Origin of the sequence: Mesorhizobium sp. M1006 (genome assembly GCF_040318825.1) — a bacterium.
GTDB lineage: Bacteria > Pseudomonadota > Alphaproteobacteria > Rhizobiales > Rhizobiaceae > Mesorhizobium.
In genome coordinates this window covers 1-23,309 of sequence record NZ_JAMYMZ010000049.1, presented here as the reverse complement: position 1 = coordinate 23,309, position 23,309 = coordinate 1, and the positions used below count along the sequence as shown (strand labels likewise).

The window sequence follows — 23,309 nt, the reverse complement described above, 5'->3', positions numbered from 1 at the left end:
CCGAGTCTCGCGAACTGTAGCCTCAAGAAGTGGCGCCAACGTCAATTGAGCGCTGCCCATCCAGTCAAAAGGATGAGGGCCAACGTGACCAACGCTCCAGAGACGTACAGAATCGTCCCGAGACTATCTCCCTTGGCGGCGTTTCCGCCATGCCGATAGATTCCCAGATGGAGGAGGCGTATCGCCAGGTGAGCCCAGACCAATGTCGCCAAAGTGGGCGCTCCAACACCAATCATCATCGCTGGCACTGCGGGCACGATCAAGGGCGCCAGTGCCTCGACCGAATTCATGTGAACCCGGTCGATCCTATAGCGCCGGTTGTCGTCGTCTGCCGGGACTACCGGTCCTGCCAGCGCTCCTGCAAACCTCTGGACGAACCCGAGTAGACTGCCAACACTACCGATAGCAAGCAGAGCGCGAGCACGCCGAGAAGACTTAACCAATAGTTTTCCATGTTGTCTCCGCTCCCTGGAATCGCAGTGGACCAGACGGTGCTTGCGAGTCATGCTCGCAAGGGCGCGGACGGGTCAGGCCGCCGCACCGGGGAAAAGGCCCTGGAACCGCCGCAGGTACAGCGGCCAGCCTTGATCGCTATCAACCCCCACGCGCACGCCCTCCCAGCCTTCGCCATGGCGCTCGAGATTCCGGTGCTCGATCTCGACCCGGGTCCGGTTCTCCGTCTCAGGCGTGAACCTGACTTCCCATTCGCTGGTTTTGTTCAGGTCGCTCTCAATCTGCCACCGAGGACTGATGTCCCAGCTCAGAACGAGCCGGCTGGGGGGATCGTAAGCCAACACACGAGCCCAGTGGCACTCGCTGCCGTCCACGCCGCGATCGTAAAGGTGGCCCCCGACCCAGGGTTCGAAGATGGTCTCTGCGATCGGTACGGCAAGAAGATTGTGCTCGCGAGGTTTGAATTTCCCGAAATCCTCGGTGAAGACCTTGAAGGCACGCGCGATAGGTGCCTCGACAACGACGAAATGCCTTACGGGCGCGGTTGCAGGAAGCTTGCTCATGGCTGGTCCTTCTTTGGGTGCTCGACGGCCAGTTTGTAGCTCGCCAGGGTCTTGCTCCAGAACTGATCGATTTCCGCGCGCAGACTTGCTAGGCCGTCCGGATCGATACGGTATATTCGTTCCTTGCCTGAGCGCGTGTCGGCCACAAGCCCGGCATCCTTGAGTACTTTCAAGTGCTGAGAGACCGCCGGCCTGGTTACAGGCAGCACACGAGCAAGTCCGCTGACCGAACAAGGCTGTTCGACCAACAATTCGAATATCGTGCGCCTCGTCGAGTCTCCGAGCGCTGTCCAATGTTTCGCGTTAGTGGCCACTAACGCGAACTTAAATCGATGGGCCTGCGCTGTCAACCTGGAGGGGTCGACGGTGCGGAACCACAGCCCCGGTCGGACCCTGTCGGTTAACGGGAAAACTGTTGCTCGCGTTTTCGGAATTGCTCACGCGCCAGCCCCGAGTTCCGGAACAAGGGTGCGATTTTGCCGTTGAGCCAGAAACTGGAAGCGACCCGCATGTCCGAATTGCCGAACGAAGAGATCGAAGGGCGGCTGAACGCCCAGCGCGAGACTCTGGCGCTGGTCGTTGCGCTGCTTGCCAGCAAGGATACGGCACCCGAGCGAATATGGGCCGAACTGGAGGCCCGTTTTCAGTTTCAGAACAGTCAGGAGGACCCTGGCGTCCTGCCAAGCCGCGCATTCGCCATCGAAGCTGCGAAGATGCGGGAGTTCAAGCTGATCGCCGAAGAGGCGCAGGCGCGCAATGCGGAATGGAACGGCAGGGACAAGCCACAGGGCGCCAGCTGAAACCCCGGAGAGTGGATGCAGGACCGGCTATTTTACGATGACTGAGCAAGCGTCAGCTTTGCTGCAAAAGTGTACGTGCCAACTCTTGCCATTCCTCGTCAAGCGTTAAGGTCGACGGCGCCGCGTCGCTGCGGCGATACCAATATTCCGCATTCGACTGGTCGCCTTCCTTGCGGTGGAGATAGGCATGCACGTGCATGCCCGCCGTATCGTCGCGATGCTGCGCGCACTCGTGCGCCTTAGCCCAATCGCCCTTTGCATCCCACCACAGCGCCTGCAGGGCAGGGCTCAAGCCGGCTGGCGGCTGTGGTTTTGCAATCGAATCCCTGAAGGCTTGCAGATCCATTTTTCCACCATAGTGACGTACAGGCGCCGATAATACCCGCACCGGCAGCCGACTGGTAGCATGCTCCGGGCGAAATAACGGGTCAGGAACGCTGTCCCGAACACAAGTCGCCGCGGCCGCAAGCCATCGTGCAGGGTACCGCGATCGGTCTCCACAATCCGCAGAATCGGTATTCCCAGTTCGAGCACGACGCCCACCTGGGGGATAACCTCTCAGATCTCAAGAAGGGCCGATTATCTCTGCGATTGTACCATCTGGGCAATAGAAATGCTGCCACTTCACTCCCGCAGCATGTTGGATCTCGCCAATAAAATCGACTCCGGCGGCAATCATCGCCGCGCGTGTTGCTTCGAAATCATCGACGCGGAGTCCGACGACCGGCCCGGTCGTGAAAAAGGCATGAAACTTATCGCCCGGTCCATAGAGCTCAAACACCGTGCCATCTGCCAGCGCAAAGCCAACCAGGTCATCACGCTGCCGGACAACAGGCGCCCCGATCACATCGCGGAAAAGCTCTACCATGTCGTCGAGGCGCTCTGTGCGAATTCCTACAAATCCAACGCCGCACCCCGCCATATACAGCTCCAGTCCACTTCCTATGTGATTTCCGCCGATGTGATTTCCGCTTGTCGACCCACGCTGGCGCCAACTCGTCGCTATTTCGCCTGCAACTTGCGCTGTTGTGAGAAGGTCCGCAATGGGGTCAAGGGCTGCATCCGAACAGTCAGCACCCCGCACCGCTTCTTACCGCACGACCTCGCGGTGGCCGCCGGGCAGGCGGGTGGCGATGAGCTTGTCGATGCGGCGGCCGTCGAGGTCGACGACCTCGAAGCGCCAGCCTTGCGCGTCGACGCATTCGCCGGTCGCCGGCAGATGGTGCAAATGCGACAGCACATAGCCGGCGACGGTTTCGTAATCGCGGCTCTCAGGCAGGTCGATGCCGAGGACCTCTGCCATCTCGTCGGCCTGCATATAGCCGGCGAGCAGCCATGAGCCGTCCTCGCGCTTGACGGCGTTTTCCTCTTCGCCGGCGTCGAGATCCGAACGGAAGACGCCGGTGATCGCTTCCAGAATGTCGGCCGGGGTGACGATGCCTTCGAAATGGCCGTATTCGTCATGCACCAGCGCCATCGGCACGTCGGATTCCTTCAGCGTCGCAAGCACGTCCAGCGCGTCGGCCTGGTCATGCACGATCGGCGCGGTGCGCACGTGCCGGCGCGGGTCGAGGGTGCGTCCGCCCAGCATCGCGGCCAGCACGTCGCGGGTCTGGACGACGCCGATCATGGCGTCGACGCCGCCGTCGCCGGCCGGCAGGCGCGAATGCTGGGTGTCCATCAGCAGCTTCCTGATGGCCGCCTCGTCGGATTGCACATTGATCCAGTCGACTTCGGTGCGCGGCGTCATCACCGCGCGCACGGCACGGTCGCCGAGCCGCATGACGCCGGCGATCATCCGCCGTTCGTCGGATTCAATGGTGCCGTGGTGCTCGGCTTCGGCGACCAGCATCTTGATCTCCTCGTCGGTGACCTTATCCTCGCTCTGACCGCGCTGGCCAAGCAGCCACAGGAGGGCGCGGCCGGAAAAATCGAGCAGGAAGACCAGCGGCGCCGAGACGCTGGCGAGGATGGTCATTGCCGGGGCGACCCTGACGGCTACCCGTTCGGGGTCGCGCAATGCGATCTGCTTGGGCACCAGTTCGCCGATGATCAGCGAGCCATAGGTGATGAGGGCGACGACGATGCCGACGCCGAGCGGATCGGCGAGGCTTTCGCGGATGCCGGCCGACGCCAGGGAGGTGGCCAGCCGCTCGCCGAGCGTGGCGCCGGAAAAGGCGCCGGACAAGACGCCGACCAAAGTGATGCCGATCTGCACCGAGGACAGGAATTTTCCCGGATTGGCGCCGAGCGCCAGGGCCCGGCCGGCGCCCTTGACGTTGCGGTCGATCATCGTCTTGAGGCGCGCCGGCCGCGACGAGACGATGGCGAGCTCGGACATCGACAGAAGGCCGTTAATGCAGATGAGGACGACCACGATGGCAATTTCAGCATAAAGCATGCCGGGTCCATAGCATTGCCGCGCTGTTTTCGAAAATAGGACGGTCGCGCTTTTTAAATTTAGCGAGCCGGGCAACCAGGCGGCACTCCTGCCGCATCCCAGGACGGCGCGGCAAAATGCTCGATCAGGGCGTCGACGACGACGCGCACCTTTGGCGCGAGATTGCGTGTTACCGGCCAGATGGCATGCACCACGGTGTTTTCGACAAGACAGTCCGACAGAACCATTTCGAGCTCGCCGCGCCTGATGCTGTCGGCCGTCAGCCATGTCGGCAGATAGACGATGCCGCAGCCGGCCAGTACCGCATCGAGCATCGGTTCGCCGTGACCGAGCACCAGCCGCGCCTTGGGCGCGAATTTTTCGAGACGGCCGTCGGCATGCCTGACGGTCCAGGGATGGACCGTGCCGTCGCGGCCGTAGCCGATGAGGCTGTGCCTGGCCAGGTCCTCGATCGATTGCGGCCTGCCATGGGCGTCGAGATAGGCGGGGGCGGCGCAGACGCCCGAACGCTGGGCATAGATGCGGCGCGCGGCGAGCGACAAGCTGTCGTCGAGGTCGCCCATACGCACCGTCAGGTCGATGCCTTCCTCGATCAAGTCGACGCGCCGGTCGTTGAAGGAGATTTCCATCGTCAGATCCGGATATCTTTTGGAAATCTCGAACAGCACTGGGGCGACGCACCGGCGGCCGAAGGCCAGAGGCAGGTCGACACGAAGCCGGCCGGAAGGCACCTGCTTGCGGGAAGCGAGCAGCGACTGGGCGGCATCGATCTCGGCCAATGCCCTGACGCAGGCTTCGTAATAGCTCAGGCCCTCGCTGGTCGGGCTGAGGCTGCGGGTGGTGCGGTTGAGCAGGCGAACGCCTAATCGCTGTTCCAGCTGCGCGATCGACTTGCCGACCGCCGATTTGGTGACATGCAGCCGCGCGCCGGCGCCGGTGAAGCTTCCGGCCTCCACCGCGTGAACGAATGCGACGATGCCTTGCAAATTGGCCGATTCCAATGAAGCGCTCCTATTGTAGAGTTTTGCTCCTTAATCTGTTGCAGAACATGCCACATGGAAGCACTTTTCTCCATAGTGAAACGGCGTAAATGTCTCGCGCAATCATCAACCACGGAGCGAGAACCAAATGAGCACCGAAAACAGATCCTGGCAGATGAACGGTTTCGGCCTGTCCAGGTTGAAGCCGGCTGATGGAAAGCTGCCCCAAGCCGGGCCGCATGATCTTCTGGTACGCGTCACAGCGGTATCGCTGAATTACAAGGACAGGATGATCGTCGATGGCGTGCTGATACCGGACCTCAGCTTTCCGTTCGTGCCGACATCGGACGCGGTAGGCGAAGTAGTCGCCACCGGCAGCGAAGTCAGCCGCTTCGGCATCGGGCAGCGCGTGCTCGGCCAGGTGATCGCCGACTGGCCGGACGGCGACGCCCCGCCGGTGCTGCACAAGCATACGCTTGGTTCGTCACTGCCCGGCATGCTGTCCGAGCATGTGCTTTTTCATGAGGATGCCGCCGTGGCGGCGCCGCCGCAGCTCAGCGACGTCGAGGCATCGACGCTGCCGATTGCGGCGCTGACGGCGTGGTTCGCGCTGGTCGAGGAGGCCAAGCCGATCCCGGGCGAAACCGTTCTCATCCAGGGCACCGGCGGCGTGTCGCTGTTTGCGCTGCAATTTGCCGCCGCCTTCGGCCTGCGCACCATCATCACCTCGAGCAGCGACGAGAAGCTCGAGCGGGCGAAGGCGCTCGGCGCCTGGAAGAGGATCAATTATCGCAGCCAGCCGGCATGGGACGAGGCGGCGCGCGAACTGACAAACGGGGCCGGCGTCAGCCATGTGCTGGAAATGGTTGGCGGCGACAATGCGCGACGCTCGCTCAACGCGCTGGGCGCCGACGGCCGGCTGTCGGTGATCGGCCTTCTCGGCAGCATGGAACTCAATTTTCCGGTCCTGCCGTTCATACGCAACCGGATCGTCGTACAAGGCATATCGATCGGCCACCGCCGCGCCTTCGAGCGAATGAACCAGGCGATCGAGACGCTCGCGATCAAGCCGGTGATCGACAAGGTGTTTGGCTTCGACGAGGTGCCGCAGGCATTTGAGCGTCTGGAGACAGGACCGTTCGGCAAGATCGTGATCACCGTGCCCTGAGCCCGCCGGGACGAAATGGCTGTCAGACGGGAAGGCCGATTGCGCGCCTACGGCAGTTGCAGCAGGACCCCGATGATGGCCCTGCCGTCGGTGAAATAGGGATCGCCTTCGCCGTTGCGCCCGGTCTTTGTGGCGCCGACGCCTGGTATCTCGCTGGTCGAGATCAGCATGCCGGCGGCGGAGAGGTCGCGCATTAGCCCGTCGCGCTCGGCGTCGACGTCGGGGCCGATATGATGGGTGATCGCGCCGGTGTCATGGCTGAGGCCGACGCCCCGGTCGAAGCTTGCCGAGCCGAGCCAGAGCGGCCGGCCGTCGTCTCCGGTCGCATCGGTCTGCCAGAAGCGGACGTGATGGCGCCGGTCGGCACTGTCGCCGACCGGCTTTTCGAAGGCGAGGTCCTGGGCGCGGCCTTCGAACAAAAGCCGGCTGACCGGCGCGTCGGGATAGGGGCGGTTGAACAGCACGCTTTCGCCGATCTCGATGGCGGTCTTCAGCGTGATGGCGTCTGCCGTATCCCAACCGGCGACGGCAAAAGCATGGACAAGCTCCTTCTTGGTGCCGACAAGGCCGACATTGATCGGATCGCCCGGAATACCTTGCGGCGTGTGCGTCACCATCTCGAATTGCTGATTGCGAAAATTGCGGTCCCGCAACGTCCAGAACTCAGGCGCGGCGAAATAGGCGAGCGAAAGATAAGCGGCACAGCATGCCACCAGCCAGGTCGTTGCACGTCGTCGAAGGCTTCGTCGGCTCAAGAGGCACCACCCAAGCGTCTGCGCATCATCTTAACCGGCGCAGCAAGTCTTGGGCAGGGGCTGCAATCAGCGGCAGGCGCGATAGCCGTTCTTGCGGTTCTTGATGTCGAAATGGAAATGGTTGCGGTGATCGTAATTGTAGCCGGGGCCGAGCACGGTGGTGAAATACTGGCAGCCGTCGGCGCGGACATTGTTGAGGAAGCCGCGGGTGCGGAAGGCGAACAGGCCGGGCTTGCGGACGTCGATGTCGTCGCCATTGTTAAGCTCGATGCTCATCACGTCGAGCGCATTGCCCTTGCCGTGTTCCGACAAAACACCTTCGCCGGCAATCCTGCGGCAGGAATAGCTCGAGCCCTGGTGGATGGTCTTGACGCCTGAGAAATAGCGCCAGCGGGCCGACGGCACGAGTTCGTTCCTGGTCCAGCCGGCAAAGGTGGCGGCCATGTCGCAGGTCAGCGTCGCGGCCGGCTTCATCTCGACGCTGCCGATGGCCGAGACCTTGACCGGATAGTCGATGCCGCACTGGCCTTCATGGATCGGCGCCACGTCGGTGTAGACGACGCCGAGGCGTTTCAGTTCCTTGCGGCAATCGATCTCGGTGGCCGGCATCTGTTCGGCCGGCGACATCGGGTTGTCCAGGCGCGGATAGGCGGCCGTCATAAAGGGATTGGACGGGACGAGGCGCTGCATACCCGAATATTGCGGCCCGGAATCTTGCGCGCCGGAATATTGCGCGCCGGAATTGGGCGGGACGGCAGCGGTCTGGCTGCCGACATCGACGGCCGGCTGCAGCGACAGCACGCTGCCGGTATTGCAGGCTGAGACCGCCGCCACGGCAAGCAGGGCGGCAAGCCTTCCGGCCATGCGCGCGCATTCTGTGTGCCGCGCAGCGGCAAGCGCAGCGCGAAATAGCCCGGCCATCGGAAGGGTTCCTGTCCCCAGATGGCACAGACTCTAAACCTGAAGAGTAAAGGAAAAATCAGCGGCGCCGTTCACGCCTGCGGCCAAATTGCGGCGCCCAGTACCGGCGGCCGGCGTCATTGGCAAAACGTGCCGCCATTGCGGCGCGGCTCGAGATCGAAATGGAGATGCAGCGAATGATCGGCATCGCTGCCGGGACCAAGCACGGTCTTGAACGGCCCGCAGGCCGCCTTGCGCACTGTGTCCAGGAATTTCGCGTCCTTTTCCGGCGGCGTTGGCCCGACATCGATCTCCTTGCCGTCGGAAAGCGTGAAGCTGGCGATGTCGAGCGCGTTGCCGAAGGCGTGCTCCGACAGTTTGCCGCCGGCGTGGCGCGGCCGGCAGACGAAGGCGGAGGCCTGGCCGATCGATTTGATATCCATGCCGAACTCGGCCTTTGCCGCAGGCTGGATGACCGAAGCAGCAAAGCGTGCGGCCGCTTCCGCCATCTGGCAATTGAGCTCTGGGTCCGGGCCGATGGCGATGGATTTGCCGAGCGTCTTCAGCACGATCGGGTAGGGGATCGAGCAACCGACCGCCGTATCATGCTCGGGCTTGCGCTCCTCGAAATCGACGCCCATCGACTTCAGCCGCCTGCGGCAGGCCAACTCCTCCGGCGGCATTTCTTTCCCGGCAATGGCGACCGATCGAGGATCTGGAAGGATTTTTTGCTCCGCCTTCTCGTCTGCCTCGGCGGGGTTTGGTGGCGCGACCGATGGGTTTGCCGGCGGCTCGGCCTGCGCCGGCTTTTCAGGCGGCTGCGGTGCGATCGCCGGTGGCTCCGGCTGCTCGGTCTTGGACTGGCCATTTTGGGGCTGATCGTTTTGAGGCTGACCGTTTTTGGGCTGCTCAGCCTCCGGAGCGGGGCGTGGTTCGGGGACCGGGATCTCGGTTGGCGATGGCGAAGTGGCTTCCCGGTTGGGCTGGGGAACCGGTGCGGTTTGCGGTAGTTCGGGCGCCTTGGCTAATGCAGGTCCCGCCAGCAGCGACGCCGCCGCAACGGCGAGCATCAGTCTGCACAATCCGGAAAAACCAAACGCCGCCATCAGCTCGCAACGGCCAGAATGCAGGGAAGTTGCCTTGGACGAAGGTTCGAGGCGATCACAATCGGTAACCGCGCCGTCACGCGCCGATCGCCTCCAGGCCTTCCTCGAGCCAGTCCGCCAGCAGCGGCATGCCGAGCAGATATTTTGCCGTGCGCTTGTTGGCGCGCTCGCGGGCGGCGGACAGCGCGTCCGTCCATTCCGTCGCGTCATAGTCGCCGCGGCCGACCCAGGCCAACGCAATCAGTTCGGCCGCTTCGTCGACATTGAGATCGTCGATCAGCTCGCGCAATTCTTCTTCGGTGAGATCTTCGGAGCTTTCCTCGGCAAGGCCGTCATGATGGTGGTTGTCGTGCGCGTTGCCGTCGAGCTCTACCTCGTGCTCGGCGCCGTCGGCATAGTCTTCGTTGACGGCGGCGCTGAGCGCCTTCGCCTTCAGGATGAACAGGCGCACGGTGTCGGGACCGATCGAAAGCTCCCAGTCTCGTTCAACGCGTTGCTGCACCGGCCGTCTCCCTGCTTCGTGCTCGGTCGGCCCGATGATAGCGGATTTGCAGCGCTCGTCACGTTATCTTGCGCGGCGGCGTTGATCGTGAGCATGATTTCCGATGCCCTCTCTTCCCGGGATAAGATGGCCTTGCTGGGAGAGATCGCGGTTTTGAGATAGGATGGCATTTTCCGGGGACGAAACGGCTTCGGCCCGGCGTTAGTGTTGCATTGTCAGGTTCAAAGGAGAGTGTAATGCGCAGACGATTGCTGATTTACGCCATGGCCATTGCCGCCCTGCCGCTGATTGCGGCTCCGGCGTTTTCGGCTGGTGAAGGCGGGGGAGGTGGTGGCGGCGGCGGCGGCAATGGCGGCGGCGGCCAGAGCCAGTGCAAGAAGGGGCAGGCCTGGGACAAGAAGCAGAAGAAATGTGTCTCGCCGAAGCAAGGCATGTTGGATGACGACAGCATCTATGATGCCGGTCGCGCGCTGGCGATGGATGGACGCTACGACGAGGCGATCGCCGTGCTCAGCCTCGCCGCCAACAAGCAGGACCCGCGCATCCTCAACTATCTCGGCTATTCGCACCGCCATTCCGGCCGCGTCACCGTCGGCCTCGGCTATTACGAGGAAGCGCTGCGCATGGACCCGAATTACACGCTGGTGCGCGAATATCTCGGCGAGGCGCACCTGCAGATCGGCGATCTTGCCGGCGCCCAGGAACAGCTCCGCGAGATCGAGAAGCGCACGGGCAAGGGGTCTCGCGAATACGGCATGCTGTCGGAGCAGATCGATCACTTCATGAGGAGCTGATCCGCCTTCCGGAACGCTGCTCATAACCGGCTGCGAGCGATCGCAGCCGGTTTTTTGCTGTGCTCACATGCTGCTCCGAACTGGAATTTGGCATCACGGTACACGTGATGCGCTCCTTGACGTTAGGTCAGCCGCGCAATCGGTGGATGATTTTTCAAAAACCGACTTTTTGGACGTGAAAAACCCGCGAAGATTGCTATATCTTGCAAGATTGTGGTGAGACGGTTCCGTTAGCGAGGCTGCCGGACCGTTTTCTTTTTGTACCATCGACAAGGTCGCTCCCGATTGCGGGGGCGGCGGCAGGAAAGGTCAGGCATTATGAACAAGGTCCCGATGACAGGCGAGGGGTTCGCGTCATTGAAGGAAGAACTGCGCTGGCGCCAGCAACAGGAGCGGCCGCGTATCATCGAGGCGATTTCCGAAGCGCGCTCGCATGGCGACCTCTCCGAAAATGCCGAATATCACGCGGCAAAAGAGGCACAGAGCCTCAATGAGGGCCGGGTCAACGAGCTCGAGGACCTGATCGCGCGGGCCGAGGTGATCGATGTCACCAAGCTCAGCGGCGACAAGGTCAAATTCGGCGCCACCGTGGTGCTGGTCGACGAGGATACCGAGGAGAAAAAGACCTACCAGATCGTCGGCGACCAGGAAGCGGACGTGAAATCCGGCCGCATCTCGATCTCCTCGCCGATCGCGCGCGCCCTGATTGGCAAGGAAGTCGGCGACGCCATCGAGGTCAACGCACCGGGCGGCGCCAGGGGCTACGAGATCGTCCAGGTGCAATTTATCTAGGGGATTGGCGCTGCTCTGCCTTCTCCCCCTGTGGGAGAAGGTGGCCTCGCGAAGCGAGGTCGGATGAGGGGTGTTCCAGCTTGGCTCCCTCCGCACTCCGTCCAACACCCCTCATCCGTCTCGGCGCTTCGCGCCGATCCACCTTCTCCCACAAGGGGAGAAGGGAAGGGGCAGCGCTGACCTTTCCGATTGAATTGATTGAGCAAATCAGCGGTCACCGGCCTGACCAAGCGTCTGGCGCTCCACAAGCCTCTCGGCTTCCGCCATCACCTCCGGCGGCGTGACACTGTGACCGGGCCTGGCCAGCAGCGTCGATGAGAATGGTCCGCGCGGGCCGGTCAGGCCGGGCTCGGTAGCGAGGAATATCGCCACCGTCGGCAGGCCGAAAGCGCTGGCGAGATGGGTCAGGCCGGTGTCGGCGCCGATGACCAGCGTCGAGCCGCCGATGACAGCGGCGATCTCGGCTAGCGGCGACCTGGCGACCACCACGGTTTGCGAAACGGCGCCGGCGATCGCTTCGGCAGCCGCCTGTTCCCGATCGTTCGACCAGGTGGTGACCGGCGTCATCCCCTTGTCCACCAGCAGACGGGCGGTTTCGATCCAGTCCGCGACCGGCCATTTCTTGTCCTCGCGGCTGGTGCCATGCAGCAGGAAGGCGGTCTTTTCACCGACAAGAATGGATCTTCCGGCCGGCGGCGCGATGCCCGAGTCAAGCCGGGAAAAATCCGGCTCGTAGCCGAGCGCCAGCCCGAACAGCCGTCTCGTGCGCTCGATGGCATGCAGGCCGCGCGGCACGGGATACCGGTGGTCGTAGAACAAGATCGCCGACGGCTCGCGGGCGCTCGACCGATTGAAGCCGGCGATCGGGGCTGCCGCCAGCCGCGCCACCAGCGCCGATTTCAGCAAGCCTTGCGCATCGAGAACGAGGTCGTAGCGGCAATCGCGCAAGGCGCGGCGCAAGCCGATCACTTCCCGCCATGTGCCGGGCTCGAGCAGCTTCCTGCGCCAGCGCCGGATCGCCACGCTGTGGATGGTTTGGATGGCTGGATGCAGCGCCACAATGCCGGCAAATGCCTCTTCGACACACCAGTCGAAGGAGATATCCGGCCGAGCGTGGCGCGCGTCCTCGATCGCCGGGAAAGTGTGGATGACGTCGCCCATGGACGATGTCTTGATGATCAGCACTTTCATGCGGCGGCCGGCAGCAGCCGCTCCGCCGCCGCCACGACGCGTTCGACCTCCAGCGTCTTCAGGCAGTTGAGATGACCGAGTGGGCAGGTCTTCTTGTGGCAGGGCGAACAGGACAGGCCGAGCCAGACCAGTTCGCGGCGCTCGGCGAGCGGCGGCGTGTTCTCAGGCGAGGTCGAGCCGTAGACGGCGACGACCGGCGTGCCGACGGCGGCGGCGACATGCATCAGCCCGCTGTCGTTGGAGACGGCAAGCCTCGCCGCGGCGATCAGGTCGATGGCATCCTCGAGCCGCGTCTGGCCGGCAAGATCGACGGCGCCCGGAGCCAGCGCGGCGATTTCCGCCGTCACCCCAGCGTCGTTCTTCGATCCGAACAGTGCCACGCCAAACCCTTTCGCCATCATCTCGCGGGCGAGCCCGGCATAGTGTTCGCTCGGCCAGCGCTTGGCCGGACCGAATTCGGCCCCGGGCATGAGTGCCACGAATTTCCCCGCTGTCAGCCCGAAACGGCCGAGCAGCGCCGCCTGGCTGGCTTGATCGACGGCAAGCTTTGGAGTCTGGAAGGCGCCGCCGCGGGCAAGGCTGAAATAGGCCTGCGCGGTGCGCCGTTTCAGGCGATCGGGCAAGGGCACGATGTCGGTCAGCAGCCCGTAGCGCATTTCCCTGAGATGGCCGACGCGGCGCGGAATGCCGGCAAAGAACGGGATCAGCGCCGATTTCCAGCTTCCCGGCAGGACAAAGGCCATGTCGTAGCGGCCGCGCAGCAGGCGGCCGAAGCGCCTTCGGACGCGGAATTCGAACGCGCCGGATTGCAGCGGCAGGTCGATCTGCTGGCGGATTTCGGGCATGCGCTTGACCAGCGGTGCTGCCCAGGCCGGCGCCAGCACGTCGATGGCGGCATCCGGATGAAGCTCCCTCAGCGCCTGGAACAGGCACTGCGCCATCACCATGTCGCCCACCCAGCGTGGGCCGATCACGAGGATCGTTGGGCTTTCAGCCATTCGACATAGTCTCTGACGCCGGTTTCCACTGTGCGGAACTGGCCATTGTAACCGGCTGCGCGCAGGCGGGACATATCAGCTTGCGTAAAGCTCTGGTAGCTGCCCTTGAGGTGGTCGGGAAACTCGATGAATTCGATCTGGCCCTTGCCGAGCGTATCGATCACCGTTTCGGCAATGGCGCGGAACGGCTGGGCCTTGCCGGTGCCGCAGTTGAAGATGCCGCTGGAACCGCGTTTCCACAGCCACAGGTTGACGTCGGCGACATCGCCGACATGGATGAAGTCGCGGCTCTGCTCGCCGGGCCCGAAACCGCCATAGGCGCCGAACAGCTTGGGATTCTGCCCTTGCTCGACCTGGTTGAACAGATGGAAGGCGACAGAGGCCATGGCGCCCTTATGCGCCTCGCGCGGTCCATAGACGTTGAAATAACGCAGGCCCGCGACCGGCGAGTGATCGGTATCGAAAACGGTGCGGCGGACATAGTCGTCGAACAGTTTTTTCGAATAGGCATAGACGTTCAGCGGCCGTTCGCATTGCGGCTCCTCGCGGAACTCGGCGCCGCTGCCATAGACCGAAGCGGACGAGGCATAGAGGAAGGGCAAGCGCAGGGCCAGGCAGGCGTGCAGCAGGCGCTTCGAATAGGCGTAGTTGACCTCCATCATGAACTTGCCGTTCCATTCGGTGGTGGTCGAGCAGGCGCCCTGGTGGAAGACGGCCTCGATGCGGCCGAGGTCACCGGCCTCCATCCGCGCCAGAAAATCGTCCTTGTCGAGATAGTCGGCGATCTCGAGATCGGCGAGGTTTGCGATCTTGTGGCCGTCGGTGAGGTCGTCGACGACGAGGATGTCGCTGAAACCCTCGGCGTTGAGCGCGGCGACGATGTTGGAACCGATCATGCCGGCGCCGCCCGTGACGATGATCATGAAAGCCTCTGGTACCTTGTGCCGGTTGTAGCCCTTGTGGGATTCTGGCCTTATAGGGGAGGCGGGCCGGGCTGTCGACAAAGCAGGTGGCGGGGCGGCCGGATGAGCGCCATAGTGGCGCCGCAAAGGTCACGTTTCAGTCGGCGTGCCGGCCGATCGGCGACAGGAGCAAGGTAATGCCGTCAACCGAACTGCTTGTCGCCTTTTTCGCCACCACGGCGATCTTCGCCTATATCCCCGGCCCCGCCATGCTCTATGCCGCCGCGCAAACCATGGCGCGCGGCCGCTGGTCCGGGCTGATGGCGGCGCTCGGCATCCATCTTGGCGGCTACGTTCATGTCTTCGCCGCCGCCGTCGGCCTGTCGGTGCTTTTCCATGCCGTGCCGGTGCTTTACATGGCGGTCAAGCTGGTCGGTGCGCTGTATCTGGTCTGGCTCGGTGTTTCGCTGTTTCGCGCCAAGGCGCAAGGCGAGGTTGTCTTGCCGGGAATTCAGCCGAAATCCGCCCGCCGCGCCTTTTTCGAGAGCGTTGCCGTCGAGGTGCTCAACCCAAAAACGGCGATTTTCTTCATGGCGTTCCTGCCGCAATTCATCGATGCCTCGGCAGCGTTTCCGGTCTGGCTGCAGTTCGTCGTGCTTGGAACAATCGTCAATTTGATGTTCTCGTCGGCCGACATTGTTTGCGTGGTGCTGGCCGGCGCGGTGATCGCCAGGCTGCGGCAGTCGAGCCGCGCGCAGCGCCTGATGCGGCGCGCCGGCGGTGCGGTGCTTGTCGGACTGGGCGTGCATGTCGCGTTGCAGAAAAGCTGACGCATTATCGCGCCGCCGCGATCGGTCGAAGGCCTGCCGTTGCGTCGGCTGAAATTGCGGTATATCGGCATCGCCATGAACGGCCGGCCCTGCCAATCGAATCCCCCGTCACTGAAAATCGGCTCTCCCACGCGTTGACATGATCAAGCTGCCCTCTCCCGAACCCCTTCACCGCGCCATTTCGCGCTTCGGCGGCGCCACCGTGCTGGTGGTCGGCGATTTCATCCTCGACCGTTTCGTCAACGGCGTGATCGAGCGCATTTCGCCGGAAGCGCCGATCCCCGTGCTGCACGGGCGCGGCGAAACGCTGGCGATGGGCGGCGCCGGCAATGTCGTCGCCAACATCGTTTCGCTCGGCGCTGCCGTCATACCGGTCTCGGTGATCGGCGCTGACGAGGCCGGCAAGAACCTCATGCGGATGATCGGCGAATTTGGCGTCGACACCGGCGGGCTGGCGCAGGATGCCGATCGCATGACGTCGTCCAAGAGCCGCTTCAGCGCGCTCAACCAGCAGGTGCTGCGTTTCGACGAAGAGGAAATCAAGCCGCTGGGCGATGCCGAGCGCGCGACATTGGTCGGGCATTTTCGCGAAGCGCTGGCGCGCGCCGACATCGTCATCCTGTCCGACTATGGCAAGGGCGTGCTGCTCGACGGCGCCGCCGGCGAGCTGATCTCGATCTGCCGGCAAGCGGGCAAGCCGGTGCTGGTCGATCCGAAGGGCCGCGACTATGCGCGTTATGCCGGCGCGACGGCAATCACGCCCAACCGCAAGGAACTCGGCGAGGCGGTCGGCCGCGCAGTGTTTGCCGACGACGAAATCGAGGCGGCGGCACGCCAGCTGATTTCGGCGCACGGTTTCGATTTTGTCGTCGCGACGCGCAGCGAAAAGGGCATGAGCGTCATCGGTGCGGACGACGCCCGCCATATCGCCACGCAGGCGCGCGAAGTGTTCGACGTTTCGGGCGCCGGCGACACGGTAATCGCGACCTTCGCGCTGGCTCTTGCAGCAGGGGCTGATCGTGTCATGGCCGGATCGATCGCCAACGCCGCCGGCGGTGTTGTCGTCGGCAAGCGCGGCACGGCGCGGCTGACGATCGAGGAACTCACCGGTGCGCTGTTTCGCTCGCACGGTCCGGTCGCCCACCTGGATGCGGTCCTCGATGCCGCCGCCGCCGCGCGGCTGGTGGCGGGCTGGAAAGACGAGGGCTTGAGCGTCGGCTTCACCAATGGCTGTTTCGATATCCTGCATGCCGGCCATGTCAGCCTGTTGCATGCGGCGCGCAGCCAGTGCGACCGGCTGGTGCTCGGCCTCAACAGCGATGCCTCGGTGCGCCGGCTGAAAGGGCCGGGGCGCCCGGTCAACGACCAGCATGACCGGGCCTGCGTGCTGGCAGCACTTGCCTCGGTCGACGCCGTCGTCATCTTCGAGGAGGATACGCCGCTTTCGCTGATCGAGGCGCTGAGCCCCGACATACTGGTCAAGGGCGCCGACTATACGGTCGATCAGGTGGTTGGCGCCGATGTCGTGCAGAAGGCCGGCGGGCGCGTCGTGCTGGTCGACCTCGTCGCCGGCAAGAGCACGACCGGCACTATCGGCAGATTGCGCGCCGGGAACTGAGGGTTTCATGTCCGAACTGAACGATTACCTGGCCCGCTCGGCGGCCGCGATTTCGGCGATGGTCGAGCGCGACCTGACCAGCGAGATGGAGCGGGCGGTCAGCGCCGTCGTCGCCGCGCTTTCGCAGGGCAAGGCGCTGCTGATAGCAGGCAATGGGGGTTCGGCCAGCGACGCCATCCATATCGCCGGCGAGCTGGTCGGCCGCTTCCTCAGGGAGCGCAAGGCCTATAACGTCATCGCGCTGCCGGCCAACGCGGCGGTGCTGACCGCCTGGGGCAATGATTACGGCTTCGACACGGTGTTTGCGCGCCAGGTCGAGGCGCATGGTTCGGCGGGCGCCGTGCTGCTCGCCATCTCGACCAGCGGCAATTCGCCAAGCATCCTCGCCGCCGCAGAGCAGGCGCGCATGATGGGCATGACGGTGATCAGCCTGACCGGCGACACCGGCGGCAAGCTGAAGCCGCTCTCGGACATCCTGCTCAACGTACCCTCGACCTCGACGCCGATCATCCAGCAGGGGCATTTGTGCCTCTACCACCATTTGTGCGAAATGGTCGAAACGCGCCTCTGCGACGCAGGGTGATCCTCGAACTCTCAGGACCTGGGTTCCTCGCCCTCCGCGAAGCGGGGGAGAGGTGGCCGCGAAGCGGCCGGAGAGGGCGCTTCGTAGGGCGCGGTTCCCCTCGCCGTCTCGGCTTCGCCGAGACACCTCTCCCCACTTTCGTGGGGCGAGGAACCCAAGCTGGAATGAAGCCAATCTTCAACGCTGAAGGCAATTTTGTTCTTGCTTTGTGCCGGCAGCTATGCTATTAATTTGGGTATAGTGATGATTTCCACCGACGATCCCGCCCGCCGAGGCGGGTTTTTTGTTTCCGGGTTTTTGTTTCGCAGCCGCGTTGCCTGCTTTCTTAAGCCGAAAACGCCACCAGCCCTTCATCCTTGACCCGGCGGATGGTCAGCGCGGTTCGCACCGTGTCGACATTGGGGGCCGAGGCCAGTTCCTCGATGACGAAGGTCTGGAAGGTGCCGAGATCGCTCGCCACACAATGCAGCAGGAAATCGGACTCGCCCGACACCATCCAGGCGTCGCGCACGATCGGCCAGCCACGAGTGCGCTCGGCGAAGGTCTTGAGTTCGGCGTCGGCCTGGTGATGCAGGCCGATCAGACAGAAGGCGACGACGTCGAGGCCGAGCGCCGGAGCGTTGAGCAAAGCGCGGTAGCCGCGAATGATGCCGGCCTCTTCCAGCCGCCTGACGCGGCGCAGGCACGGCGGCGCCGAAATGCCGACGCGGCCCGACAGTTCGACATTGGTCATGCGTCCGTCCTGCTGAAGCTCGCGCAGGATCTTCCAGTCGATGGCATCGAGATCGGCCTTGATCGGCATGGTGGCTTCCGTGGTGACGCGAAAGAATCTTTCGCGACTTTGTAATTAAACGACTTTGCTGTCTATTCCATCCGCTGGATCGAGGATTTTCGCACATCTTGCTGCGGGTTGCTTGTCGCCGTCGCCGGCGCCGAAGCTTTCCGGGGACGAACGGCAACTTGCCTTGCTGGCATCGCAGGCAACACTTACATTACGCGCAACAATCGACGAGAGTTCATGCCACAATCCATGGCTGCTCCCCGCAGAGGTTTTTCATGATCACCAAGCACGCGCCTGTTCTCATCATCGGCTCCGGCCCCGCCGGCTATACGGCGGCGATCTATGCCGCCCGCGCCATGCTCAAGCCGATGCTGGTCGCCGGCCTGCAGCAGGGCGGGCAACTGATGATCACCACCGATGTCGAAAACTATCCGGGCTTCGCCGAACCGATCCAGGGTCCATGGCTGATGAGCGAGATGCTCAGGCAGGCCGAGCATGTCGGCACCGACATCGTCAACGACATCATCACCGAGGTCGACCTCAACGTGCGGCCGTTCCGCGCCAAGGGCGATTCCGGCACGATCTATACCGCCGACGCGCTGATCATCGCCACCGGAGCCCAGGCGAAATGGCTGGGCATCCCGAGCGAACACACCTTCATGGGTTTTGGCGTCTCGGCCTGCGCCACCTGCGACGGCTTCTTCTACCGCGGCAAGGATGTCGCGGTGATCGGCGGCGGCAATTCGGCGGTGGAGGAAGCGCTCTATCTCTCCAACCTGGCCAAGAGCGTCACCGTCATCCACAGGCGCAGCGATTTCCGCGCCGAGCGCATCCTGCGCGAGCGGCTGCTGCGGAAAGACAATGTCCGCATCATCTGGGACACGGTGGTCGACGAGATCACCGGCAGGCCCGGCAAGGCGCCGCTGCCGCCGTCGGTCGAAGGGCTGAAGCTGCGCAACGTGGTGACCGGGCAGGAGATGCATCTGGTGGTCGACGGCGTGTTCGTGGCGATCGGCCACGCGCCGGCGGTCGAGCTGTTTGCCGGCAAGCTGAAGCAGAAGCCGAACGGCTATCTGTGGACGGCGCCGGATTCGACCCGCACCGATATGCCGGGTGTGTTCGCCGCCGGCGACGTGACCGACGACATCTACCGCCAGGCGGTGACGGCGGCCGGTCTCGGCTGCATGGCCGCGCTCGAGGCGGAAAAATATCTGGCGGGGATCGAGGTTCACCGCGAAGCGGCGGAGTGATTGTTCGATAAGCGGCTGAGAAAAGCCGCGCAAAAGCCTGATTTTTCATTCAGACGCCGAAAACAGGCGGACGCCAGAAAACAGGACGAGGGGAAATCATGGCGTTGGATTGGGACAAGCTACGCGTGTTTCACGCCGCGGCGGAAGCGGGGTCGTTCACCCATGCCGCGGAAACACTGCATTTGTCGCAATCGGCGATCTCGCGGCAGGTCAGCGCGCTCGAGCATGACGTCGGCGTGCCGCTGTTCAATCGCCATGCCCGCGGCCTGGTGCTGACCGAGCAGGGCGAGATGCTGTTCCGCACGGCGCACGACGTGCTGATGAAGCTCGAAACCATCAAGTCGCGACTGACCGAAACCAAGGACCGGCCCTCCGGCGTGCTCAGGGTGACGACCACGGTCGGCCTCGGCGCTGGCTGGCTGACAGAGCGCGTGCAGGAATTCATCGAGCTCTATCCCGAGGTCAGCCTGCAGCTCATCCTGGCCAATGAGGAGCTCGATCTCACGATGCGCCAGGCCGACTGCGCCATCCGGCTGCGCCAGCCGCAGCAGCCGGACCTCATCCAGCGCCGCCTGTTCACCGTGCATTTCCATCTCTACGCGGCGCCATCCTATGTAAACAAATATGGCAAGCCGAATTCGATCGCCGAGCTGAAAACCCATCGCATCGTCACCTTCGGCGTGCCGGTGCCGGCGCATCTGTCGGAACTGAACTGGCTGGAGACGGTCGGCGATTTCGAAGGCGGGCAAAGGGTGCCGACGCTGCAGATCAACGACATATTGTCGATCAAGCGGGCGGTGCAGGGCGGCGCCGGCATCGCCATGCTGCCGGATTACGTGGTCAGCAAGGATTCCGGACTGGTGCAGTTGCTGCCCGAGACCGAAGTGCCGTCCTTCGATACCTATTTCGCCTATCCCGATGCGATGAAGAACCAGGCGAAGCTGCATGTCTTCCGCGATTTCATCATCGCCAAGGCGCGCAGCTGGTCGTTCTGATTTAATGCATGTCGCGCAAAAGCGTGCAGCGGTTTTGCGATAAGGACATGCATCAAACAAGAACCTAAAGCGCGTCGCATCAGGTCGGTCGAACGCAACGCGCTTTAGGAACGCGTATCCGCCAGCGTGCTGGCGCCGTAGCGCAAACCGTCGACCAGCAGGGCAACCATGCGCCGCGCCTGGGCAGGGCCGCCGCCATGTGCCGGCATGGCAAGGCTGGCGGCCGCGCCCAACAGGTCGCCCGGCTCGATATCGGCGCGCACCTCGCCGGCCGCGGCCGCCGCCTCCAGCAATGTTTGAAGCGCGGGCCGGAGCCGTTGGTTGAAATAGGCAGGCAAAGTGTCGAATGCCGGATTGCCTGAGTACAAGGCTGCCGCGAGGCCGCGTTTTGCCGTGATGAAATCCACATAGCGCTGCATCCACAGGGCCAGCGCTTCACCGGGCTCATGCTTTCCGGCCAGGATCGGCGCGGCGTCCGCACAGGCGTCAACCTCGTTGCGGAAGACGGCCACGATCAGGTCCGAGCGCTGTGGAAAATGGCGGTAGACGGTGCCGACGCCGACGCCAGCCTTTTCCGCGATCTCTCGCACCGGAGCCTCCACGCCGGAGGTCGCGAACACCGCCATGGCCGCCCGGAGCAACGCGTCGATGTTGCGCCGTGCGTCGGCGCGCACGTGGCGATCCGCGCGGTCGCGGGGTTCCAGACCATCGCCTTGATCCGTTTTGCCGTTCGGCGTTTTTTCGCCCATCAAATTACCTCTTGCAAACGGAACCTTGTTCCGGATATATGTGGAACGTGGTTCCGTTTGACTTGTATCTAGCACGGCAAAGCGGTGTTGGCCACACATCGGTGCACAAAAGGAGATTACCATGCAGGACAAACCCGTCGCCCTGGTCACCGGGGCCAACAAGGGCATCGGTCTTCAGATCGCCAAGGACCTCGCGGCGAACGGCCTTACCGTGCTCGTAGGATCGCGCAGGCTCGAGCATGCCGAGGCAGCCGCAAATAGCATCGGAGAGGATGCCCACGCCCTGCAGCTCGACGTCACCGATCAGGCGTCGATCGCCGCCGCGGCAGAGCGCATCCGCATCGAACTCGGCCGCCTCGACGTGCTGGTGAACAATGCCGGCATCTCCCATGCGGGAAAGCCGGGCAGGCCGCTCGAGGAGATCATCAATTCGGGCCGCCCGAGCATTGCCTCCCTCGACGACGTACGCGCCGTATTCGAGACGAACGTGTTTGGCATCGTCGCCGTCACGCAAGCGATGCTGCGGCTCCTTCGTGAGGCGCCGGCGGCGCGTATCGTCAACGTATCGAGCGGCGCCGGCTCGCTGACATTGAACGCGGATCCGGCCTTTCCGTACCGCACGTCGTTTGGCGCCGTCTACAACCCGTCGAAGACGGCCGTCAACGCGATGACGCTCGCCTTCGCCATCGAGCTCGAGGAGACCGGCATCAAGGTCAACGCTGCGTGCCCGGGCTACACCGCGACGGAGCTCAACAACTTCGAAGGTCCGCGCACAGTCGAACAGGCCGCGCGGGAGCCCGTGCGCCTCGCGCTTCTCGACGCGAACGGTCCGACGGGCACGTTCTCGAACGAGGACGGCCCGCTGCCGTGGTGACGCAGCGTTGGAGCCTGCGTCAGCCGCGCCAAGGTGTCAGGCGGGGCAGCCAGCCTGGTACGGCACGGCGGTAGGCCTCGTATTCGTCACCGTAGCGGCGGGCAAGCGTCGGTTCCTCGTATAGTCTCACAAAGGAGATCATGGCGGCCGCGGCGATGACTAGATAGGCGGCGACCGTCCAGCTCGAAAACAGCAGTGCCTGGCCGAGGACGATCGACAGCACGGCGACGTACATCGGATTGCGGACATGGCGGTAGATGCCGCCGACGACCAGCCTCTCGGTCGGCGCGACCGGGGCGGGCGTACCCCGACCCTCCAGGGCAAACCGGGCAAAGGCGTGCAGCAGTATGGCTGTGCCGGCGACAACCAGCAGCCAGCCCACAGGAACGAAACCGGGCAGTCTCGACCAGGGCAGGCGATAGCGATCGGTCAGCAGCCAAGGCAACAGTCCGGCGACCACGCCGGGCGCTACAGCAAGAAAGATGACGCTGCCGGCGATCGCCGAAGTGGCTCGCATATAGCTCTCCTTACGGGCGCGGCCTTGAACGGTCTCCTGCAACGCGCTTCAGGTCTTGTCCGGCACGTAACCCAAGCCGCCGCACCTCAGGTCAAGCTCGATGGCGGGCGTTTGGGCGGCATGCACCAGCAAGGTCTGGCTGCCGAAAAAACAAACGCGTGCTGCACGATTCCACGTCATCCTGCGTTTTTCGACTTTCCGAGCAGGAATCGCTGCTGATTCGCGGCCGCGGATCGATTTTTGCCTTGCCGCAGGCTGTATTTCAGCGATTCAACTGGTCCTATTGCGCTTCGGGACGGATTAGACCACAGCCGGCGCCTTTTTGCATGTGAGTGTTGCAAAATAGATGCTTGTTTCTTGGGCATGAAGAGCACATATATAGATCATCTCCTGAGCGCGTTCTCCTCCCATTAGCGCTCTCGAGTGTTCCCCTCTGGAGGTTAGCCTTAACAGGCACTTCCAATCAAACTCAGCCGGGTCTTCATTGATCCGGCTTTTTTGTTGCCCGAAACCAACACATCGCCAGAAAATCGGCCGGAACGGTCGCGTAACAGTGACATGTAACCTCGGGTAACATGCCGCGGGCGCGCCAAATCGATTAAGCAGAGCATAGGACGCGGTGTGGCTCGTCCGGGGGATGGGGGCATCACTCGGACGACCCGGGCTCAGGCAGCTACCGCGTCCGAACCTTCCTCCGCCAAAACACCGGCGGCAAGCATGCGGCGGGACCGGCCCGTTGGCGCCCCCCCACGCCGGGCCCCACCAAACCCCAGGGCGGGGGCTTTTAAGACAACAACGGCGGCGCCC

Annotated in this window: 27 protein-coding genes; 10 read left to right on the top strand and 17 right to left on the bottom strand. The window is 63.5% G+C overall.

Annotated features, from left to right (window positions below):
- Positions 1-41: 41 nt before the first annotated feature.
- From NKH60_RS28985 to NKH60_RS28975, 3 genes are all read right to left on the bottom strand, one after another.
- Positions 42-290: an MAPEG family protein gene (locus tag NKH60_RS28985; protein WP_352874288.1), complete on the bottom strand. Its 249-nt coding sequence runs from the start codon at positions 288-290 to the stop codon at positions 42-44.
- 237 nt (positions 291-527) lie between these two features.
- Positions 528-1,016: an SRPBCC family protein gene (locus NKH60_RS28980; RefSeq protein WP_352835605.1), complete on the bottom strand. Its 489-nt coding sequence runs from the start codon at positions 1,014-1,016 to the stop codon at positions 528-530.
- Entirely contained in the window at positions 1,013-1,330 is a 318-nt protein-coding gene (locus tag NKH60_RS28975; RefSeq protein WP_023678365.1) for an ArsR/SmtB family transcription factor, read from the bottom strand. The genes NKH60_RS28980 and NKH60_RS28975 overlap by 4 nt, the downstream gene beginning before the upstream one ends.
- Positions 1,331-1,525: 195 nt before the next feature.
- Between NKH60_RS28975 and NKH60_RS28970 the strand changes: the two genes are divergently transcribed.
- Positions 1,526-1,816: a hypothetical protein gene (locus NKH60_RS28970; RefSeq protein ID WP_352450454.1), complete on the top strand. Its 291-nt coding sequence runs from the start codon at positions 1,526-1,528 to the stop codon at positions 1,814-1,816.
- A 52-nt stretch (positions 1,817-1,868) separates the two neighbouring features.
- On the opposite strand, the gene NKH60_RS28965 is transcribed toward NKH60_RS28970, so the two are convergent.
- From NKH60_RS28965 to NKH60_RS28950, 4 genes are all read right to left on the bottom strand, one after another.
- On the bottom strand, positions 1,869-2,162 hold the full coding sequence (locus NKH60_RS28965) for a hypothetical protein (RefSeq protein WP_352835607.1): 294 nt from the start codon (positions 2,160-2,162) through the stop codon (positions 1,869-1,871).
- Positions 2,163-2,381: 219 nt separating this feature from the next.
- Entirely contained in the window at positions 2,382-2,738 is a 357-nt protein-coding gene (locus tag NKH60_RS28960) for a VOC family protein (RefSeq protein WP_352835610.1), read from the bottom strand.
- A 168-nt stretch (positions 2,739-2,906) separates the two neighbouring features.
- Positions 2,907-4,217, bottom strand: a complete 1,311-nt coding sequence (locus tag NKH60_RS28955; protein WP_352874285.1) for a hemolysin family protein — start codon at positions 4,215-4,217, stop codon at positions 2,907-2,909.
- A 59-nt stretch (positions 4,218-4,276) separates the two neighbouring features.
- Positions 4,277-5,218 (bottom strand): LysR family transcriptional regulator, encoded by a 942-nt coding sequence (locus tag NKH60_RS28950; protein WP_352835615.1) that lies wholly within the window; start codon positions 5,216-5,218, stop codon positions 4,277-4,279.
- A 127-nt stretch (positions 5,219-5,345) separates the two neighbouring features.
- Between NKH60_RS28950 and NKH60_RS28945 the strand changes: the two genes are divergently transcribed.
- Positions 5,346-6,365 carry a zinc-dependent alcohol dehydrogenase family protein gene (locus NKH60_RS28945; RefSeq protein WP_352835617.1) on the top strand — a complete coding sequence of 340 codons (1,020 nt, stop codon included), beginning with the start codon at positions 5,346-5,348 and terminating at the stop codon, positions 6,363-6,365.
- A 47-nt stretch (positions 6,366-6,412) separates the two neighbouring features.
- Here NKH60_RS28945 and NKH60_RS28940 read toward each other — a convergent pair whose 3' ends face one another.
- From NKH60_RS28940 to NKH60_RS28925, 4 genes are all read right to left on the bottom strand, one after another.
- Positions 6,413-7,120, bottom strand: a complete 708-nt coding sequence (locus tag NKH60_RS28940) for an LssY C-terminal domain-containing protein (protein WP_352835620.1) — start codon at positions 7,118-7,120, stop codon at positions 6,413-6,415.
- A gap of 66 nt (positions 7,121-7,186) precedes the next feature.
- Positions 7,187-8,041 (bottom strand): extensin-like domain-containing protein, encoded by an 855-nt coding sequence (locus NKH60_RS28935; RefSeq protein ID WP_352835623.1) that lies wholly within the window; start codon positions 8,039-8,041, stop codon positions 7,187-7,189.
- A gap of 116 nt (positions 8,042-8,157) precedes the next feature.
- Positions 8,158-9,090: an extensin-like domain-containing protein gene (locus tag NKH60_RS28930; protein WP_352835626.1), complete on the bottom strand. Its 933-nt coding sequence runs from the start codon at positions 9,088-9,090 to the stop codon at positions 8,158-8,160.
- Positions 9,091-9,202: 112 nt separating this feature from the next.
- The gene (locus NKH60_RS28925) at positions 9,203-9,628 is read right to left on the bottom strand and encodes a DUF3775 domain-containing protein (protein ID WP_023678354.1); all 426 of its coding nucleotides are present in this window, start codon (positions 9,626-9,628) and stop codon (positions 9,203-9,205) included.
- A 236-nt stretch (positions 9,629-9,864) separates the two neighbouring features.
- On the opposite strand from NKH60_RS28925, the gene NKH60_RS28920 reads away from it, so the two are divergent.
- Both NKH60_RS28920 and greA read left to right on the top strand, forming a co-directional pair.
- Positions 9,865-10,422, top strand: coding sequence for a tetratricopeptide repeat protein (locus NKH60_RS28920; protein WP_352816115.1), 558 nt, complete (start codon positions 9,865-9,867; stop codon positions 10,420-10,422).
- A 318-nt stretch (positions 10,423-10,740) separates the two neighbouring features.
- A complete protein-coding gene (greA, locus tag NKH60_RS28915) occupies positions 10,741-11,214 on the top strand; it encodes a transcription elongation factor GreA (protein ID WP_023719113.1) in 474 nt (157 codons plus the stop codon).
- Positions 11,215-11,421: 207 nt separating this feature from the next.
- On the opposite strand, the gene waaC is transcribed toward greA, so the two are convergent.
- Genes waaC through rfaD form a run of 3 tightly spaced genes read right to left on the bottom strand, consistent with a single transcriptional unit; the run spans position 11,422 to position 14,326 of the window.
- A complete protein-coding gene (gene waaC, locus NKH60_RS28910; RefSeq protein WP_352874282.1) occupies positions 11,422-12,405 on the bottom strand; it encodes a lipopolysaccharide heptosyltransferase I in 984 nt (327 codons plus the stop codon).
- Entirely contained in the window at positions 12,402-13,403 is a 1,002-nt protein-coding gene (gene waaF / locus NKH60_RS28905; RefSeq protein ID WP_352541062.1) for a lipopolysaccharide heptosyltransferase II, read from the bottom strand. The genes waaC and waaF overlap by 4 nt, the downstream gene beginning before the upstream one ends.
- On the bottom strand, positions 13,376-14,326 hold the full coding sequence (gene rfaD / locus NKH60_RS28900) for an ADP-glyceromanno-heptose 6-epimerase (RefSeq protein WP_352819955.1): 951 nt from the start codon (positions 14,324-14,326) through the stop codon (positions 13,376-13,378). Before rfaD ends, waaF begins: the two co-directional genes overlap by 28 nt.
- 176 nt (positions 14,327-14,502) lie before the next feature.
- Between rfaD and NKH60_RS28895 the strand changes: the two genes are divergently transcribed.
- The 3 genes from NKH60_RS28895 to NKH60_RS28885 all read left to right on the top strand — a co-directional run bounded on the left by NKH60_RS28895 (position 14,503) and on the right by NKH60_RS28885 (position 17,336).
- Complete coding sequence (locus tag NKH60_RS28895; RefSeq protein ID WP_352835633.1) at positions 14,503-15,135, top strand: LysE family translocator; 633 nt, start codon at positions 14,503-14,505, stop codon at positions 15,133-15,135.
- Between the two features lie 139 nt (positions 15,136-15,274).
- Positions 15,275-16,753 carry a D-glycero-beta-D-manno-heptose-7-phosphate kinase gene (rfaE1, locus tag NKH60_RS28890; RefSeq protein WP_352874279.1) on the top strand — a complete coding sequence of 493 codons (1,479 nt, stop codon included), beginning with the start codon at positions 15,275-15,277 and terminating at the stop codon, positions 16,751-16,753.
- Between the two features lie 7 nt (positions 16,754-16,760).
- Complete coding sequence (locus NKH60_RS28885; protein WP_352835639.1) at positions 16,761-17,336, top strand: D-sedoheptulose-7-phosphate isomerase; 576 nt, start codon at positions 16,761-16,763, stop codon at positions 17,334-17,336.
- A 325-nt stretch (positions 17,337-17,661) separates the two neighbouring features.
- Here the strand turns inward: NKH60_RS28885 and NKH60_RS28880 are convergent, their stop codons facing one another.
- Positions 17,662-18,138, bottom strand: coding sequence for an Lrp/AsnC family transcriptional regulator (locus tag NKH60_RS28880; protein ID WP_352469300.1), 477 nt, complete (start codon positions 18,136-18,138; stop codon positions 17,662-17,664).
- A gap of 254 nt (positions 18,139-18,392) precedes the next feature.
- Here NKH60_RS28880 and trxB point away from each other — a divergent pair, with 254 nt between their 5' ends.
- Both trxB and NKH60_RS28870 read left to right on the top strand, forming a co-directional pair.
- Positions 18,393-19,367: a thioredoxin-disulfide reductase gene (gene trxB, locus NKH60_RS28875; protein WP_352469805.1), complete on the top strand. Its 975-nt coding sequence runs from the start codon at positions 18,393-18,395 to the stop codon at positions 19,365-19,367.
- A gap of 98 nt (positions 19,368-19,465) precedes the next feature.
- Positions 19,466-20,362 (top strand): LysR family transcriptional regulator, encoded by an 897-nt coding sequence (locus NKH60_RS28870; protein ID WP_023678345.1) that lies wholly within the window; start codon positions 19,466-19,468, stop codon positions 20,360-20,362.
- A 104-nt stretch (positions 20,363-20,466) separates the two neighbouring features.
- Here the strand turns inward: NKH60_RS28870 and NKH60_RS28865 are convergent, their stop codons facing one another.
- A complete protein-coding gene (locus NKH60_RS28865; RefSeq protein WP_352458407.1) occupies positions 20,467-21,111 on the bottom strand; it encodes a TetR/AcrR family transcriptional regulator in 645 nt (214 codons plus the stop codon).
- A 121-nt stretch (positions 21,112-21,232) separates the two neighbouring features.
- On the opposite strand from NKH60_RS28865, the gene NKH60_RS28860 reads away from it, so the two are divergent.
- The gene (locus NKH60_RS28860; RefSeq protein WP_352469808.1) at positions 21,233-21,985 is read left to right on the top strand and encodes an SDR family oxidoreductase; all 753 of its coding nucleotides are present in this window, start codon (positions 21,233-21,235) and stop codon (positions 21,983-21,985) included.
- A gap of 19 nt (positions 21,986-22,004) precedes the next feature.
- Here the strand turns inward: NKH60_RS28860 and NKH60_RS28855 are convergent, their stop codons facing one another.
- The gene (locus NKH60_RS28855) at positions 22,005-22,502 is read right to left on the bottom strand and encodes a methyltransferase family protein (protein ID WP_352541068.1); all 498 of its coding nucleotides are present in this window, start codon (positions 22,500-22,502) and stop codon (positions 22,005-22,007) included.
- Positions 22,503-23,309 lie beyond the last annotated feature (807 nt).